The sequence below is a fragment of the Motilimonas sp. E26 genome (genome assembly GCF_021278025.1).
In the GTDB taxonomy this organism is placed as follows: Bacteria; Pseudomonadota; Gammaproteobacteria; order Enterobacterales; family CBDFNC01; genus Motilimonas.
Map to the genome: position 1 here is coordinate 111,743 of NZ_JAIBHJ010000001.1, position 17,621 is coordinate 129,363.

Sequence of the window (17,621 nt, forward strand, 5' to 3'; positions counted from 1 at the left end):
ATCTAATACTTTTAACTTAAAAACTTTTTTGACTCCTTTAAGAATCAGGTTGATCTTTAATTGATATTGGTTTGACTTAGAGTTGCGAAGGCATTATAACTACGCGCCAAAACCAACATATCCTTATAAAATATATGAATAAATTACTCCCCTGTATACTCGTGCTATCTCTTGTAGGCTGCGCGTCAACAAGCAATCAACTAACTTTCAAGCCTAAGTTAGGTGAAAAAGTTGCTAATCGCGTTTTTATCGACACCGAAATTGAAGTCAATGACCAGAACATCAGCCAGTACTCCGATTTACTCATTAACTACCATGTAACAGCAGTCACTGAACGTACCGACATAGATGTAAAAATTGATTACTTAAATATGAATATGGGATCACAGCAATTTTCAAGCACGAATCCCTACCACTCATTAAACCCATTACCTAAATTAATGGAACAAGGGTTTCGTTTTGAGTTAGAAACCAGTACTGGCGAATTATTAAATTTCCATGCTTATAACCAAGACGTTTGGCAGAAACTGAGCCAAGATAATGACGTTATTGAACAATTAAAACAGTTTATTAGCCAGCCTAATTTCTACCAAGCCATTCCTCTACAGCCTAACAAAAAAGTGCTGATAAAAAATTTTCATGGCAATAAATCGGCAACCTTGACGGTTGAGAAAGTACTAGAAAGCACCCTTATCGTTCGTATAGAAAGCGAGCAATTAGATGAAAAAATTTATGCTAAAGCGGTGATCAATAAAACATCCGGTTGGGTTGAAAGAATGGTACTGATTGGAGAGCTACCATTTGAAAAAAATGATTATAAAGGCACTGTTCGTACCAGTATGATTATCGTACCTGGTGATACTCAATTACCACAAATGCTAACCGATTTCTCATTCCCATCGTTTCCTATGCCTTATGATTTTGTTAATCACTTTACCCCTGAAATGGAAGACTGGCTAACCGCGAGTAAACAGGACTACCCAAAAAAAGAGAAGATCATAGGTGTGTTTAATACGCAACGAGACACGGTATCACTTTATTTACCGACTCAATTAGAACGTGACATTCCTGACACATTTCACCTTGAGAACATCTCAGCAAGTGATCTAAAAGGTCCAATCAAGCAAGACTTTATTAAGATTGCTAGCGAAAGATTAGTTCCTTCTGATGGATATATCCGAGTGGCCAAGGAAGTATCCCCTCTTGGGTGGGACAATAGCGCAGAAAAGTTAGCCTCAATTACTTCGTTAAGCGCTCAAATAGTTGTACCTACTACCACAGTTCAACCTATTCAAATTCCACTGGCTGCTGGAAGTCGTAGTAGTTATCGTGTGCATGATTTAGAGCTATCAGTAGTGAGCAGTGACGATGGTAAAATGGTCACTATAACACCATCGAGCTCAAACCACGTCTGGCTAACGCACATCATTAAAGGGGCGGAAGGTGCAAAGGTTGAGATCTCACCTGTTGGCAACTTACCTGACTGGCTCGAATCAGATCAACTGCGCAAACTATCTTTTGCTGAAAGTAACATAATCAACAACGAAAAACGTTTAACGTTTAGCCAAGCACCTGAAGCCATCACCTTATTTGCCATTATTTATGATGAAAATAACCCTTCAAGACAAGATATTACCTTCATCAGTCCATCAGAGTACCTACTAAACCCACAACTTCCTCCGTTTGAAAGCCTTAATTTATTCAAAGAGGAAGGCAGCATAATGCAAACAGAAAACCCATCTATAAAACGTTCTGAAATAAAACCAGTCGGAATTGAAAATCAACGTCTCAGTCTAACCATGATGTTCGATCAAGAGCAAGCCTGCACCATCAAAGTGGTCAAATCACCAAAAATAAACAAACAGAAACTGGTTTGGAAAAAACATGAAGACCCCGATAATTTTCAGAACAAACTAAGTAAATATTCTACTTGGCAGCTCACTACTGCAGACAACGAACAGCAGTATTTTTACGGGAAAACGGTGGTAAGCCAACTAAATTGTCGTTACACACCTCAATGGCAAAGTGTCGATGTTTTAAATAAAGATATGCCATGGCTTATAAAGTTGGATCAACTTGCCCCTGGGATCAGCCTTAAAACACCGCTTAAACAATTCCTAGCACAATACCGATTTATCAATGCCGAAGGCCATGCACTTCAGCTAGCAACAAATTCTCTTGATAGTAAGGTCGATATAGAAACAGCAACGTTAGCTAGTTTTGTGTTTCCAGAAAAGCAACTGAAACTAAAAGGTCATGCCGTGAAAGTTCAACGAATGATAAAAGTAAAAAAACCATACCAAAAAACCTTCACTAGCCAATTTGCTCAACTGCCACAAGGAGAATAACTAATGCGTCTATTATTCATATTGGCCATCTTGCTGCCATTACAGGCATGGGCTGAAAATATTTGGTTAGATCATCGTTTTGCCATCACTAACACGCAAGACGTAGCCGAATACTATCTAAAAGAAGCGCCGAAAAAATCATGGCAAGGCTGGAAGGTTAGTGTTTTTAATGCACATGATAACAGCCTATTATTGACTGGCACGTTAGACGCTCCGAATCTAGAAACAGGAAATTGGATCCAAAAAAGTACCTATTTCAGCAATGGCGAATTAAAAGATAGTGCAACCTTTGAAGATGGCAAGCTACATGGTGAATATAAAAAATACTATCTCTCTGGGGGGCTAGCAGAAACCAAACAATATAAAAACGATAAGCCAATCGGAGAGCACAACTACTATTATGAATCTGGTCAATTGAAGTCTAGTCATACTCATGGCCCAAATGGATTAGAGGGCATGTTTAAAGAGTATTATGAAGAATCGGAACAATTAAAAAGCAGTGTTCCTTACCAAGCCGGTAAGGCTCATGGTGAAAGTAAATATTATTATCGTTCAGGTGCCCTTCATGAAACGCGTCAATACTCGAATCATGCGTTGATAGGTGAGCATAAAACTTACTTCGAATCTGGCCAGCTAGAATCTACTCATATCCACACCGATACTGGGATTGAAGGTGTATCCCGTAAATTTTATGAATCAGGACAACCACGTTCAGAAGCATTCTATGTGGCTGATAAAAAGAACAACTTGTTTACTCAATGGAATGCTGACGGGTCAATTTGGGAGAAGACGCAATATAAAGATGATAAACGCCATGGTTTAAGCCAAAGGTTCTTTAATAATAGTAAACAGCTGAGCACTGAAAGTATGTATCAGCATGGCAAACAAACGGGGATAGAAAAGGCTTGGTTTGAAAATGGCCAACTTAAATCAACAACCGACATGCTAGATGATAAACGAAACGGTTGGACTAAAGAATATAATGAAAATGGCATACTGATTAGATCAGCTCAATTTGAGCAAGGTAAGCCCATTGGTACCAGTAAATTTTTCTTCAACAGTGGTGAATTAAGAGAAGAAATAACCTACCTAACACCGGACAAAAAAAGCAGCCGAAAGACCTACTATCAAAATGGTAACACTAACTCATTAGTCCAATACGATAAAAAGCAGCAGAAAAAAAGTGAAATCCGCTACCTCGAAAACGGCGAAAAAATCTATCAATTTAGCCATAGCAAAAGCAAGCACCATGGCCGATTAATTAAGGAAGTCAAATACGACGACGGAAAAATGGTAAGTCAGTATGAAAAAGCGCTTGACGGAAGCTGGTCTTTAGATCGTTCATACTCGACCAAAGGCAAATTAACTTATCGCCAAGAATACTTAAATAATCAACTTTCGGGACAACAAATCAACCAAGGCTACTACAACGATACAACCACCAGTTATTATCGTGCTGGTAAACGTCACGGCCGCTACATTACCACTACAAATAAGGGGGTAATTACAGAACAAGGTGCATTTAAAGAAGATGAAAAGGTCGGTAAATGGATATCACAAGACAGAGATGGAAACATCACAATCACCCATTATAACCAACACGGTCAACTCCATGGCTCGAAAACAGTAACCGATAGCAATGGAAAGCTAATAACAAAGTTAAACTATGCGGCAGGCGAATATCATGGTCAACTACTTGAGCGCGATGAAGCTGGCAAAGTCGCAAACCAAGGGCGATACATAAACGGGGTAAAGGTCGGCCCCTGGGTAGAAACTAAGTACAATTACGGTACTAAACAAATATGGAAGGGGACGTACAATAATGAGGGGAGCCCAATTAATGAGTGGCGACTCTATTCTGATAAAGGCTATGTGCTAGCTATCGTACCTTATAATCGAGAAGGTCAAATACATGGTCTTGTATATGATTTTAACCCTAACGGCTCACTTGCATACACAACCCAATATAAAAATAACAAGGCCAACGGTTATGAAATCCGCTTTAGGGATGGGGAAGAGGCTAGCCGAACTCTGTATAAAGATAACTATAAAATTTAAAAAATTTACTGCCGAATCTTAATACAAGCCAATTTTTGTAAATATACTTCCCCCCATAACTAGCATAACAGTTAGGGGGAATAAACGAGAAAATAAATATAAAAAACAACAGGTTACATTTCAATTTAGTGAGATAAAAACCTATTCATGTTGCTTCGGCCGTTATTACGTTATCCATCATTCCCAGCGCTTTGGCGGTGTGTAAAAATACATCACTGGTTTGACTAAAATGACGTTCTCTCAAATCCTCATACTCAGGTACAAAGCTAGAGTCGTCTTGGCAAGGGCTGGAGTAACTCCAAAAGCTAGCGCCGTCTTGAGGTCGGCCAAACTGAGCAATGTAGCCGTATAAATAGCCTAAACGCTTTGGCGTGTAAGCAAATTGCGGCCAAGCCTCTTTACCAACATGACAGCCATGGGCAATGGCAAAACCCGGTTGTTGAAAGCTAGCCAAATATTCCGACACACTGCGATGTGCCTCGTAACAGAGTACGCGAGCTAACACATTAGCAGTGCCCATGTTATAAGCCTGAAAAATCACCAAATCCAACATATGACCTATCAGTGGGTAGCGCTGCGACGAACCTTGATCTGCATTTTTTGCTAAAAACACCTCTGCCATTTTGCCTGTCGATGGAAAATCATAAGCACAGGCCACCGTGCCAACATGGCAGTGCCCTGCTTGACGGTATGTCGAAGCTTGGCCTAACTCGCCCAAAGCAAGCTCTTGCCCTTGCTCATTGGTGTCAATCAAGTGACCTAAATTGCTAATTACAGTGGCGAAATTCTCACTCAGTAGCGGAAAATGCGAGGCGTCAAAACGCAATAAACTCGGCTCACTAATACCAAGATGTTGATATACATCATGGCCGCCTAACAGCCCCACTCCCGTTGGCGCGCAGCTTAAAATATAGCTTTGCTTGGTGACAGCTGTTTGTTTGTCTAGAGCAGTGCGAAAACCAATAATAATATCTTGATAGCGTTGCACTTGCGCAGGCGTCGCGGTCATTAAACCCGCTGGTTCATAATCTAAATCGATACCATCAAGCCCTAAACTGGCTACCAGTAAGGCAATATTGTCATATTGCGCATCATCAAATTCGCCGCCTATTTCACCGCCAACAGAAACCATGACCTTTTGACCATGAGTTTGCTCAATACAGGCTTTTAGTTGCTTTAAGGTTTCACCTGCGCTGATGTTGGCAGCTTCACCTTCAAAAAATATGTCGCTTATTGGCGCGTTTAAATCACCATTAAATTGTAACTGAGGCGAAACAAAAGACAGAATAATGTGGCTAATATAATCAGGCACGTTGGCAAGTTTACTATGAGCAGGTTTATGCCAATTGAGCTGAGTTTGCCACATGGGAAAGTACGTAATTTGAATAGCCATAAGGCCCCGATAATACTCAAAAAAATAATCTTACTCAGAGCGAGTAAAAAGACAAGTTATCAGATCACAACCTTTATCTTTACCTTGCTTAATCATGTCTGCAAAGAGCGATTAAAAAAGGTGAGCTGATTAAAACTTATACAACAAACTTTTTCTTAACCATTAAATCATGATCTAGATTAATAAATGGCAAAGTCAGGTGCTTTTAATATGAAATAAACACTGCTGTTACTAAACAGCTAAATTTATCAAGGATGAAAATCATGGCTAAATTACAAACACAGTTTTTCGTGGCCGTTGTTATATTAACCATCACCGCTATTTATTTAATGTTTATTTAACATACTGTTAAATAAACATTAATGCGTGAAGCGGGTCATTAGCTTCACGCATACTCTGTTAGCTAAATTGAATTATTTCAACGTACCATTAATCAAATCTTGGCAACGCAGCGGTTTCAGCTTTAGATTATCCTTGTAAACTGGTTTTTTCGGTTTAGTTTTAGTTGTACTTTTGGCTAACAACAACTGCTCTTGCTCTTTAGCTTTTTCTTGTTCAGTTTTTGGTTTTGGCCACCATGAGTACAGCTCTTTGCCACAGCCATCTCCTGGCGGCGGTGGTAATTGCGCAGTACAAGAATCATCACCTTTCGGACAATTTAACCTTACGTGCATGTGGTAGTTATGACCAAACCAAGGCCTTACTTTACGTAACCAATCACGGCCATTTGGCCACTCAGCTTTACATAATGTTTCTTTGATCACGGGATGCACAAAGATGCGAGCAACACGCTTGTCAGTGGCGGCCAGTTCAACCATTTTGGCATGCTCGTCAGTCCATTTTTGCGCTTTTATTTTATAATTTTTCATGTCAACAACGTTATAAGGAGAGAGCTTTTCACGCGCTTTACGACTGTATTGTTTATCACCAATGCGTAACCAAATATCCGCATCTAATCCCGTTTGATGGCTAGCGTGACCAGAAGTAAAGCGCCCGCCTCGTGCCATTGACATATCGCCAATTAACAAATCACCATGGCCCAAGCGCTTATTTTCCTTTGCTAATTCAACTAAATAATCCACCATGACGGGGTTAGCATAATAACGCTCACGTGAGGTGCGGATAACTTGGTAACCATCCCCTTCTAATGGCAACGCCTCTCCTCCTACTAAACAACCATTAGCATAGCTACCAATTGAACTTGCTGGGCCAGTAGCAGGCTCTGTAAATTTTTCCCATGGGTTAGCGGCTATCGCCGCTGTACTGAACATTAAACTGATGATTGCGCCGAAAAATTTCATACAACGTCCTTATGAATGCGGTTACAAATAATGCGAGGAGCAAAGTTGATAATAAGTTTAGCAATCAATTAACCTTAACTGTATTAATACTTGCTATCAAACGGTAATTTATTCAATCTAAAAGCATATTTAACAAAATTAATTTGAGATGACGGCATGAAGATTGAAATTATTAGCACTGGCGATGAATTAATCACAGGGCAAATCTTAGACACTAATGCAAACTGGCTTTGCCAGCAGTTATTTAGTCAAGGTTTACAGCCACAAAGACTGCATACGGTTGCTGATAACTTAAACGATTTAGTCGCCTTATTTATTGAAACATCACAGCGCAGTGACGTTGTTTTAGTTAACGGCGGTCTCGGCCCAACCAGCGATGATTTATCTGCGCAAGCCGCTGCGCTGGCAATGCAAGTCCCGCTGGTTTTAAATCACTCGTGGCTAAAAACCATGGAGCAAAAATTCGCTGAGCGTGGCCGAGTCATGGCCAAAGCCAATATTAAACAAGCCATGTTACCTCAGAGTAGTGAAGTAATAGACAATGCCAACGGCACTGCATGTGGCTTTAGCTTTACATTTAATCAAGCGCGATTTTATTTCACTCCAGGTGTGCCGCACGAATTTAAGCTTATGTTTAGCTCTCAAATTTGGCCTGATATTGCGACACGTTTTGCACTGAATAATAAGCTGATGCAATACAAGATCACCACCTTCGGTCTCGGTGAGTCGGCCATTGACGATTTGATCCAAGATATCGTTATTCCAGAGCAATTGCATTTAGGCTATCGCACTGCTTCACCTGAAATTGAAGTGAAATTAATAAGCTCAGATGCTAACGCCATCAAACAGGTAGCCCAACAAATCGAGCTTAAACTGGCCGATTACGTGGTATTTACCAGTGACGAAAGCGACACAAGTGCAGAAAAGATCCAACACTTAATGCTGGCCAAACAAGCCACATTAGCATTAGCAGAGTCTTGTACTGGCGGCATGATAGCGTCAAATTTAGTGGCCATCGCGGGCAGCTCTGCCTATCTCGATCGCGCCATGGTCACCTACTCAAACCAAGCCAAACAAGATTTAGTGCAAGTGAGCGCTGAAACGCTATCCAACCACGGCGCGGTAAGTGAAGCCACAGCAATTGAAATGGCTAAAGGTGCACAGCGCTCTGCCAATAGTGACTATGCTTTGTCGGTAACAGGCATTGCAGGCCCAGGTGGAGGCAGTGAATTTAAACCCGTTGGCACCGTTGCCTTTGCACTTGCTACACCAACTGAAACCTATAGCCAAATGTTAGTACTACCAGGTAAAAGCCGCACCATGACACGCAAAATTGCCAGTGCCATTGCGCTTGATATGCTGCGCCGTCACCTGCAAGACTTACCTGTTTGTGGTCATTATGATTTTGCCCCTAAGTGGCAAGCAAATTAGAGCGAATTGGCGCGCTTGGTAGCAGTGTTAGAGAACCCATCAACCTTAGAGACGCTTGATTTCAGCAAGTGTTTACAGGCGCTGGTTTTGAACCGTGACTTTAGTCGTCAGTCTTGCAGCATTTTTTTTAATAAATCGCTATCGACACCGAGTCACAGTCAGCCTGATCGCAAGCGGTAAGCTTGTGATCTCCTCGCCTAATGTCGTCAAGTTCAAGGACAACACCTTCAATATATTTATCGTTTAAATACCATTTCGCTTGCTCAACATTACTCTTAAGTAATAAACGTTGCTTGGCATAAGAAAATATACTGGTCTTATCCCGCGGGAAAACGATTTTTACTTTGCTGCGTTGACTGACACTAGCGGATGTAAATGAGGCCGTCTGTTGCCAGACTTGCATCGCCAAGGGCCATTGATGTAAACCTTGTGCTGTGCCCCGCTGTTTTAAGGTTGCGGGAGTTAAACCATTGATGGTCCAAGCACTGTGTTTGGTTAAACAGTTTTCATCTCGCACTAAAGCTGTATTAAGGCCAGATGGCCAACAAATTTGTTGCTTCACTACACTGGGTGGTCTCGTCAGCCTGAGTTTGTCTGCCGGCAGTAAATCAAATGTGTCAAACAATATTGGGCCAGCTTGATTTGCCCCAGTTTGACCGACATGCGGCGCGCCATCAGGGCGGCCAATCCACACCCCTACGGTATAATCGCCGCTTACGCCAATGGCCCATGCATCACGAAAACCATAGCTGGTGCCCGTTTTCCAACTAATGCGACGGCCATAAGCTGCTTTGGCGCGATCGGGCGGTGGAATTTTGCTCAAGGTATTCGCGATGATCCACGCCGCCTCTGCAGACATTAAAGGCTCAACACTTTCTGTTTTGGCTAATGCTTGGCTTTGCCGAAAAACCGGTTTCACTATCTCGCCCTGACGTGCCAAAGCAGAATACAGGCTAATTAACTCACGCAAGGTAATGCCATTACCGCCTAATGCAATGGCTAAGTTCGGTTTTGCAACCCGCAGATCTATTCCTTGTTTAGCGAACTGCTCGGCAAAATATTCTGGCGTAATCGCTTCCATCACTTGAACTGCGGGAACATTTTTGGAAGTGCGCAGCGCCATGTCTAAGCGCATTGGCCCAGCAAAAGCTTGGCTAAAATTAGTTGGGCTATAATCGCCAAAGCTACGCGGCACATCGGTTAATAAACTGGCAGAATGTACTAGCCCGCGATCGAGCGCCATGGCATAAATGAAAGGCTTTAGGGTTGAGCCCGGTGAGCGCACAGCTTTGGTCATATCAACATGGCCAAAACGCTGCGCATTGTAAAAATCAGCCGAACCTTTATAAGCAATAACATGGCCTTGACGATTATCCATTACCATCACCGCGACTGAAAGCTGGTTGGACAAACGGCTTAAACGCCTTGCCACCACAGCATCAACATCGGCTTGTAAAGTCTGATTAATATAGGTTTTGATATTGGCATCAACCGGCGCTTGTTGACGTAACTCTCTTGCGAGTAATGGCGTGGATTGTGGCAAACTTGTGCGTCCCGCTTTAATGGGCTCTTGGCGCATCATTTTTTGCTGGTATTGAGTGATCACCTCAAATGTTAATAAACGCTCAATCACCTTGTTACGCGCTTTTAATGCGCGCTTGGGATGACGATCAGGTCGATACAAACTGGGTCGCTGCGGCACCACCACCAACAAAGCCGCTTCGGTTAAATTAAGCTGATCGGCTGTTTTACCAAAATAACGCAAGCTAGCGGCTTGTACTCCTTCAATGTTGCCGCCCATCGGCGTGAATGTCAGATATAAATTAAGAATTTGATCTTTATCTAGATGCCATTCCAACTGCAGAGCACGAAATAACTGAGTTAATTTACCCAAATAGGTACGGGAATGGGGGTAAAACATTCTGGCCACTTGCATGGTCAACGTTGAACCACCTGAAATCACCCTGCCATAGTGCCAATGTTGATATAAGGCCCGCACTAACGACAGCGGATTAACGCCAAAGTGTTGATAGAAATAACGGTCTTCATAGGCCATTAACGCCTTCAGATAAAATGGGCTAACGTCATCACTGTCTACAGCAATGCGATAAATACCTTGTTCATTAGAAAACTGGCGTAAAATCTGACCTTGCTCGGTATAAATAGTGGTAGAAACCTGCCCTTTTACTGAATAATCGAATGGAAACAATATATTAAGTAGATAAAAAAAAGCAAATAGCGATACGCATAATAGCGTGCCAAAGCGAATAAACCGCCACAGCACACTTTTTAATTTTATCGCCACTGTCGCCATTGCTTTATATATAGCCTTAGCCGTATTACTGAATATTAAGCTGAGCCACAGGGCCAGTTTGATAAATAAAGCGCGCTGGCTGGTACATATCTTCAATGTAGAGCGCCGGCATTTTTGCCTGACCTTGACTTTGCGCGCGTAATACATAAGCCAACGTTAGCTCTTTATATTCGCCAGCACTTGGCAGCGCAACCACCCAGCGATCGTTACGATACTCAATGCGCTCAGCGGCGGCGTTATCGGTTTTTTCTAACACCGAAGCAATCAAGGCATCACTATTAGTAAACGCAGGGTCTTCTAATACAAACCCTGTTGGTACTTGCTCTACCAATAAGCCATTTTTTAAGTACTCTTTTAGTTTGACTGTTAGCACCACAATAAGCTTATCCCCTACTGCCACTGTTGCTACTTGTTTCGTGCTGTCACCATCCATCGATTGCGTGTTAATTGACTGGCCATTGCTTTGGTAAAAAGTTCGGTTTACGTGTTCAACATCTATGGTAGACCTTGGCGGTGTATTGGCGTTGGCATGACCTTGCGCCGACGCAATCACATAAACCGGGTTGGCGGATTTATTTTCTAACACCAATTCAGGCCACATAGGGGCGCTGCCTTGCCCTTGTGCAGTTTGTTCAACACCGTCCAAAATCAAGCTGACCGGCTGTTGATTTAACTGTTTTAAGCTAATGCCGGCTTCCACTAAGGCATTGTTTTCTTGCGTGCTGAGATAACGATCTTTACTGGCCAACTGCACCACTTTTTCAACTAATTGATTACGCAAGGTGACCAGCGATTGGCTCAGTTTTACTCGTTGTTCAAGCTGGGCCAACAACGAAATAATGCGCGCATTATCACGGATTGCCGAGCCATAATCATAATCTTGCCAGCGCGTTGACTGGCGGGTCTGGATATTGGCATTAAGTAAATACTGCTGACCTTTGGCCGCATCACCAGCTAGCATAAATGCCGCGCCAAGATGAGCAGAATCAAGGGCTGAGCTAAACGACACTTGCTCTAGCTGCCATAAGTCAGACACTGTCACTTGCCCCTCTCGCGCTAAAATCCACGCACTGTAAAAAGCCGCCGATGATTTCTGTTGTAACAACTGACCTAAATAGCGCTGACTGGCATTAAACATATCATCAGGCACCAAGGCTTCATCGTATTGATTAACCCGCGCTAAAAAGTCACTCACATAAGCGCTGATCCAATAGCGGGTATCTCCATGTTTACTCCACATAGCAAAACTGCCGTTGGCTTTTTGCATCCCCGATAAACGCTGTACCGCTTGGCTTAATAGTTGTCGCTCGGTTTTATTTTCTAGTATCGGTGCTTTCAATGGGTCAAGCGACGAATCTTGATACAACCAAGGCAATGCCTTACTGGTTGTTTGTTCGGCGCAACCATAAGGGTAAGCAAATAAATGTTGCGCGTATTGGCCAATATTAAGCATCGCTGTTGACGAATAACTTAACCAGCCAGCCTTCCCTTTTACAGGAGTCATATTTGGCCAGTTAGCGTTTTCATTAAGCCAAACACTTTCGCCTGCGGCTAAAGTGCGATGTACCACATAAGATAAAATTGGCTCAGGGCTGCGCACTGGCACCTGCCAACTACGTGTTTGTGAGTAAACATCACTGGCCAAGGTTAAGGTTAACTGGCCTTTGCTAAAACCCTTATTGGCCGACAAACTAACGGGTAAACTTGCCCGCTCGCCGTCTTGTAAGGTCACTTCAAGCTGCGTATTACCTTCAAGGCTGAGGGCTTCATCAGCACTGACTTGCGCGTTAATGATTGCCACCTCACCCGATTGATTAAATACTTCTAATAGCGTTTGCGTTTTGTCACCAGGCGCGATGAATCGAGGCACCGACAGCTCGGCAACCAGCGGCGCAGCAATGGCAACATCCTCAACTTGTTGGCCTACTTGCTTAGCGCTAAATACGGTCGCGACCACTTGCGCTTCACCGTTATAGTCAGGTAGCTCAAGCGATACCGCAGCTTGGCCGTTGGCATCAAGCGACACCAACTTAGACATAATAGTGATGGTTTTAGCCTCAACCAAATCACCTAAATGATCATTAGCGGACATGTCGCCGCCATAACGGTGGCGTAAAAAGGAATCAGGTCGCTGCTGATATTGACGCGAATATAAATCCACTACATCAGCACCATAACGGCGTTGTGAAAAAAACCAATCACTAATAGATGGCACCTGATAGCGCGATAAATTAGTAATGCCTTTATCCATTAAAGATAACGTTAACCAAGCTTGTTCACCGGCAAGCTCCGCAGCAGTAATGGTAAAAGTCGCTTCCTCAAGAGGACGCAGCGCTTGTTGATGCTCGATGGCCACCTTCACTATTCGCTGCTGGCGATCAAGTAACACAGGTTTGATGCTAAACAAACGTCTTGGCATATGCTCAGTCGTGATCACTTGGGTAGCCGTTAAATATATATCGTGACGTTTTAGATCTGCAGGTATTGTCACCGCGGCGCTGCCCTGACCATTAACAACCTTAACATTCTGTTGCCAAAGGATTTTACCAGCTTCTAACGCCAGCTGAACTTCGCCATCAAAATCACTGTTAAGGGTAACGCTAACTTGCTCACCATTTTTGTAGTGAGGTTTATCTAAGGTTAAGCCTAGATGATCGGGCTTAGCAGGTTTTTGTTGTCCACCTTCTTGCCAGCCAGCATAAAAAGTGTACAGCGTTTCAACGCCATCACTGTTGCGTAAACGCACACGATAATCGCCCCACTCTACAGCAACATTAATGTCAGCAGCCTCGCCTTGGTTGACGTTAATCACTTCACTTAATACTGGGCGCCACTCATTATCACGCACTAAATCCCAACCATAAGCGTCGCTATAGGTCCAATAGTAGCCACCACGATTGCGCTCTAGCTTATACTCCAACTTACCTGCCATTGGCTCAGTGCCGTCGCTGCTGAGGTTTATCACCTTAAAGTCTAAATGGCTAAATGATTGGGCCTCGTCAAACTCAGCTCGGATCCCCGGAATGGCAAGATTGCGCCATAACAAGGCTTGCTGCTGACGCGTCACTGCTGCGCCACCTGTTTCAAGTAGCTCAAAACTGATATTGGCGACAGCGGGCCCTTTTAATTTCTGTTGATCTATCAAAGGTAATGAAAAAGCCACGTCACCTTGTTGATCCAGTTTTAACGCCGGTAACTCCGGTAAATCACGATAGCTATCAACATAAAAAGGCGTACCGACAAAATAGTCTTGATAAGGCCCCACCAGCTCATTCACACTTTGATAAGTAACGTTTAGCTTTAGCTCATTGCCCGCCGCTGGCGCGCCAAATAAATAGCGGCCATTGGCGGTCACATCTACACGCTCTTGGCCAATTAACAAAGGTTTTTTAGCGCTGCCCTGACCCGCTAAGGCAAAGGTTAAGTCCATGCGCTCAGGCACAAATTCACTCACATTGAACGAAAACACCGACAAGGCTTTACTGGCAGCTTTATTTGCTTTTACCATCAATGACCAGCGGCCCAACGGCGCATCTTTTGGTATATCAAACCACTGCTGAAAAAAGCCTCGGCCTTGCTCTGTTAGCTGCTGGCCAATGACCACTTTGCCATCGGGTTTTACCAGCTCAACATAAACACTGTTTTGTTTAATCGCCGCGCCGTCAGCATCACGCAATACAATATTAAGAGGTAAAGATTCACCCGGCTTAAACAAGTCTCGGTTAGAATAAGTAAACGCTTCAACCGCCTGATAATCTCGACCATCGACACTAAAATCAGAAAGATCTAACGGCACTTCTCGCAGCGGCAAGTAAGCCAAGCCCTGCTCCGATTCCACTAATAACACGTCGCCTGTGTGTGCTTTGTAAGCCAAGCTGGCCGCGCCATTATTCAGTTGCCCCAGTAACGTTTTCTTGCCTCCTTCGGTTAGCACCCACACTTTGGCTTTTGGCAACGGCGCATCATTTTTTAGCCACACTGCATTCACATTTAGCTGTTCAGGATAAACCTTGGCCTGTAACCCTATGTCTGTTAATAACAGTTGCGCAACGGTCATGTTGTCACTTGAAAACTGGCCGCCGCCCTTTATTGCAACTAAATACCACCCGTTAGTTACTTCATCTGGAATTCGAATATTGGCTTGTACGGCTTCATTTTTCGCCGATGTTGGCAGGTCAAATTGCAGCGTGGTCACCGTAGTAAAATACTTACTTAATTGATCAACGCGCCAACCGGACGCTTGCTCGGGATAATAAAACTGACTTAATAGGTCGGCTTGATTGTTAAGGCGCAATATCTCAACCGATACACTGGATAAATTAACCGCCGAAATCGGTAAGGTACGCGAGCCCGACGCCATCACAAATGGACCTCGGCCCAGTAGTTTCACTGCAGGCTGAATTTCAGCAATCTCTACTTGTTGATTAAATGTTTGCTCACCATTAGCCACTTGCACATTATAGCGTTGGCCAATTTCAACATCCGTGGTGATGAAAGCGTTTTCAGCTTGGTTCAAAAACCAATTAATCGACACAACCTGATCTGAATTGCCTAAAGTGACCTTAATGTCTTTTACATCCGGTGCCACCCCATCATTAAATTCCATGATAATCGCAGGTTTACCTAAGTGCGTGTAAGGCCCGACGTAATCAACCTCGGTCGCAATACTAAACACGCTAACAACACATAAAATGAAGCCTAAAAATAGTTGATAAAGGAAACGCATATAGCCGCCTTACAAATATGTAGAGTAAAAATATTGGATCAATCACGCCTCATTAACACAAAAAACGAGACAAGGGGTTAGATCAAATTAACCTAAACAGGTTTGCATCATAGCGAAGCTGAGCAACGAGGTAAAAATAATTAGCATAAATAACAATAACTAAAAAACTTCATCGCACGAACCTCTTGATATAAATCAATTAAAACAAAACTACATTGATAGTCAGCCATTGCACCACCTTTGCAAAGCCTAGAATAAAAGGAACATTATGCGAAATTTTAAGGATCTTGAAGATGCAACCTTACCCCACAGGCACCATTAAGCCACTGCACTCTCGTGAACAAACCAACAAGGGTGGCTTGCCATGGCTTCAGACAGTTAATGCTCGTCTTAAAATCAGTGTAATAATTACCTTGTTTTCGTTAGTGTTCATTGCTTATCAAGGCATAACCGGAATGCAACACGCAACGACTGCTATCGAAAGCCTTTACACGCAAGGGATGCAGCACACAATACGCTCAGGGAAAATTTTACAGCTGTTAGGCACTGCACGTAGTGAACTATTGTTATCGTTTCAGCACGACCCCTCCTCAGAGTTTGCCAAACTTCATCAACATCACCTTAAGCAACACCTTGATGCCATTAATAATGCACTAAAGCAACTGCACAATATCGTTGACAATGAAATCCTAACAGCTAGTTTATCTCCTGCGGAAACCGAGCAAATCAAACAATTAGTGAACCAACTAGATAAGATCACTGAGCAAGGCTTTAACCCAGCGACAACTGCGTTGAAAGAAGCGCAATTCGCCAACGCTAATCTTGTTTTACTGCAAGTCATTAACCCTATGTTCGCTCAAGTCTCGCAACAGGCAATGGGCTTTTTAAACCTGCAAATGGATGAAGCTAGAGCGAGTTTTCAACAAGCTGAGCAAAACAGCAGTAGTTTCTTCAATAGTACCCTGTTAACGGTCTTAATCTGCGTCAGTATCCTCTCTTGGTTGTCTTGGCTAATCATTAACAGAATTAACCGCGCCTCGTACCAACTTGAGCATACCGGTAACGATATTGCCCAAGGAGATTTAACCCAACGGGTGCATATTTCAGGCAATGATGAATTTGCCCATATAGCTGCTCACGTTAATAAAATAGTCGACAGCTTTCATCACTTAGTACAAACCACTCATCAATCCACCCAGCTATTGGCTCAAGCAGCTGAAGAAAACTCCGCCGTTTCTTTACAGACAAAACAAAATATTTTAGATCAACAGATGCAAACTCAGCTCATCGCCACTGCAATCCACCAATTTACCGCCACTGTTCATGAGGTAGCACAAAGTGCTCAATCCGCATCTACCGCTTCAGAGCAGGCCGACCTGTCGGCCGCAAATGGTCTTAAAATAGTCAAAGACAGTATCACCATGATTGAAAACTTGTCTGATGAAATGCAGCAATCTGTCACTTCAATGCAAGCTCTCGCGCAGCATGCCTTAGATATTGGCAGTGTGGTTGATGTGATCCAAGGAATTTCAGAGCAAACCAACTTACTGGCATTAAATGCTGCCATTGAAGCCGCGCGCGCAGGCGAACAAGGCAGAGGCTTTGCAGTAGTTGCCGATGAAGTTCGTACTTTAGCGAGCCGCACCCAGCAATCAACCCAAGAAATTCAAGAGACAATTCTCACCTTACAGCAAGGCAGCAAAGACGCCTCGCAACGCCTAGAGAGAGGCGCGGAGCATGCCAGTAGCACGGCATTAGAAGCGAAAAAAGCCGGTGATGCGCTAGTTGAAATTACCGCCAGTGTAGATCAAATCAATGCCATGAACGCACAAATTGCCACCGCAGCTGAACAGCAAAGTTCGGTCACCGAAGAAATAAACCGCAATATCACTAACATCAGTGAAATAGCCAATCAAACTGCATCAGGTGCAGAGCAAAGCAGTGCGGCCAGTGACCAGCTAGCGCAACTAGCCGAGAACTTACAACAAGAAATCGAAACATTTAAAGTGTAAAACCAAACAAACTCGCCATCCGGTCAAGGGTGGCGAGT

Annotated in this window: 8 protein-coding genes; 4 read left to right on the forward strand and 4 right to left on the reverse strand. The window is 43.3% G+C overall.

Annotated features, from left to right (window positions below):
• Window positions 1-134: 134 nt before the first annotated feature.
• Entirely contained in the window at window positions 135-2,348 is a 2,214-nt protein-coding gene (locus K1M91_RS00520) for a hypothetical protein (protein ID WP_232799598.1), read from the forward strand.
• 3 nt (window positions 2,349-2,351) lie between these two features.
• The gene (locus K1M91_RS00525; RefSeq protein WP_232799599.1) at window positions 2,352-4,406 is read left to right on the forward strand and encodes a toxin-antitoxin system YwqK family antitoxin; all 2,055 of its coding nucleotides are present in this window, start codon (window positions 2,352-2,354) and stop codon (window positions 4,404-4,406) included.
• A gap of 145 nt (window positions 4,407-4,551) precedes the next feature.
• Here the strand turns inward: K1M91_RS00525 and K1M91_RS00530 are convergent, their stop codons facing one another.
• Complete coding sequence (locus K1M91_RS00530) at window positions 4,552-5,799, reverse strand: glycosyl hydrolase family 18 protein (protein WP_232799600.1); 1,248 nt, start codon at window positions 5,797-5,799, stop codon at window positions 4,552-4,554.
• A 413-nt stretch (window positions 5,800-6,212) separates the two neighbouring features.
• On the reverse strand, window positions 6,213-7,100 hold the full coding sequence (gene mepA, locus K1M91_RS00535) for a penicillin-insensitive murein endopeptidase (protein WP_232799601.1): 888 nt from the start codon (window positions 7,098-7,100) through the stop codon (window positions 6,213-6,215).
• Between the two features lie 156 nt (window positions 7,101-7,256).
• Between mepA and K1M91_RS00540 the strand changes: the two genes are divergently transcribed.
• Entirely contained in the window at window positions 7,257-8,531 is a 1,275-nt protein-coding gene (locus K1M91_RS00540; protein WP_232799602.1) for a CinA family nicotinamide mononucleotide deamidase-related protein, read from the forward strand.
• Between the two features lie 127 nt (window positions 8,532-8,658).
• On the opposite strand, the gene pbpC is transcribed toward K1M91_RS00540, so the two are convergent.
• Both pbpC and K1M91_RS00550 read right to left on the reverse strand, forming a co-directional pair.
• The gene (pbpC, locus tag K1M91_RS00545) at window positions 8,659-10,836 is read right to left on the reverse strand and encodes a penicillin-binding protein 1C (RefSeq protein ID WP_232799603.1); all 2,178 of its coding nucleotides are present in this window, start codon (window positions 10,834-10,836) and stop codon (window positions 8,659-8,661) included.
• A gap of 34 nt (window positions 10,837-10,870) precedes the next feature.
• Window positions 10,871-15,571: an MG2 domain-containing protein gene (locus K1M91_RS00550; RefSeq protein ID WP_232799604.1), complete on the reverse strand. Its 4,701-nt coding sequence runs from the start codon at window positions 15,569-15,571 to the stop codon at window positions 10,871-10,873.
• 293 nt (window positions 15,572-15,864) lie between these two features.
• Between K1M91_RS00550 and K1M91_RS00555 the strand changes: the two genes are divergently transcribed.
• Window positions 15,865-17,583, forward strand: a complete 1,719-nt coding sequence (locus K1M91_RS00555) for a methyl-accepting chemotaxis protein (protein WP_232799605.1) — start codon at window positions 15,865-15,867, stop codon at window positions 17,581-17,583.
• Window positions 17,584-17,621 lie beyond the last annotated feature (38 nt).

Bases quoted from the DNA above. Each gene is read 5' to 3' on its own strand.
- K1M91_RS00550 (WP_232799604.1), bottom strand. From the start codon at position 15,571: ATGCGTTTCCTTTATCAACTATTTTTAGGCTTCATTTTATGTGTTGTT.
- K1M91_RS00530 (WP_232799600.1), bottom strand. From the start codon at position 5,799: ATGGCTATTCAAATTACGTACTTTCCCATGTGGCAAACTCAGCTCAAT.
- mepA (WP_232799601.1), bottom strand. From the start codon at position 7,100: ATGAAATTTTTCGGCGCAATCATCAGTTTAATGTTCAGTACAGCGGCG.
- K1M91_RS00525 (WP_232799599.1), top strand. From the start codon at position 2,352: ATGCGTCTATTATTCATATTGGCCATCTTGCTGCCATTACAGGCATGG.
- K1M91_RS00540 (WP_232799602.1), top strand. From the start codon at position 7,257: ATGAAGATTGAAATTATTAGCACTGGCGATGAATTAATCACAGGGCAA.
- K1M91_RS00520 (WP_232799598.1), top strand. From the start codon at position 135: ATGAATAAATTACTCCCCTGTATACTCGTGCTATCTCTTGTAGGCTGC.
- K1M91_RS00555 (WP_232799605.1), top strand. From the start codon at position 15,865: ATGCAACCTTACCCCACAGGCACCATTAAGCCACTGCACTCTCGTGAA.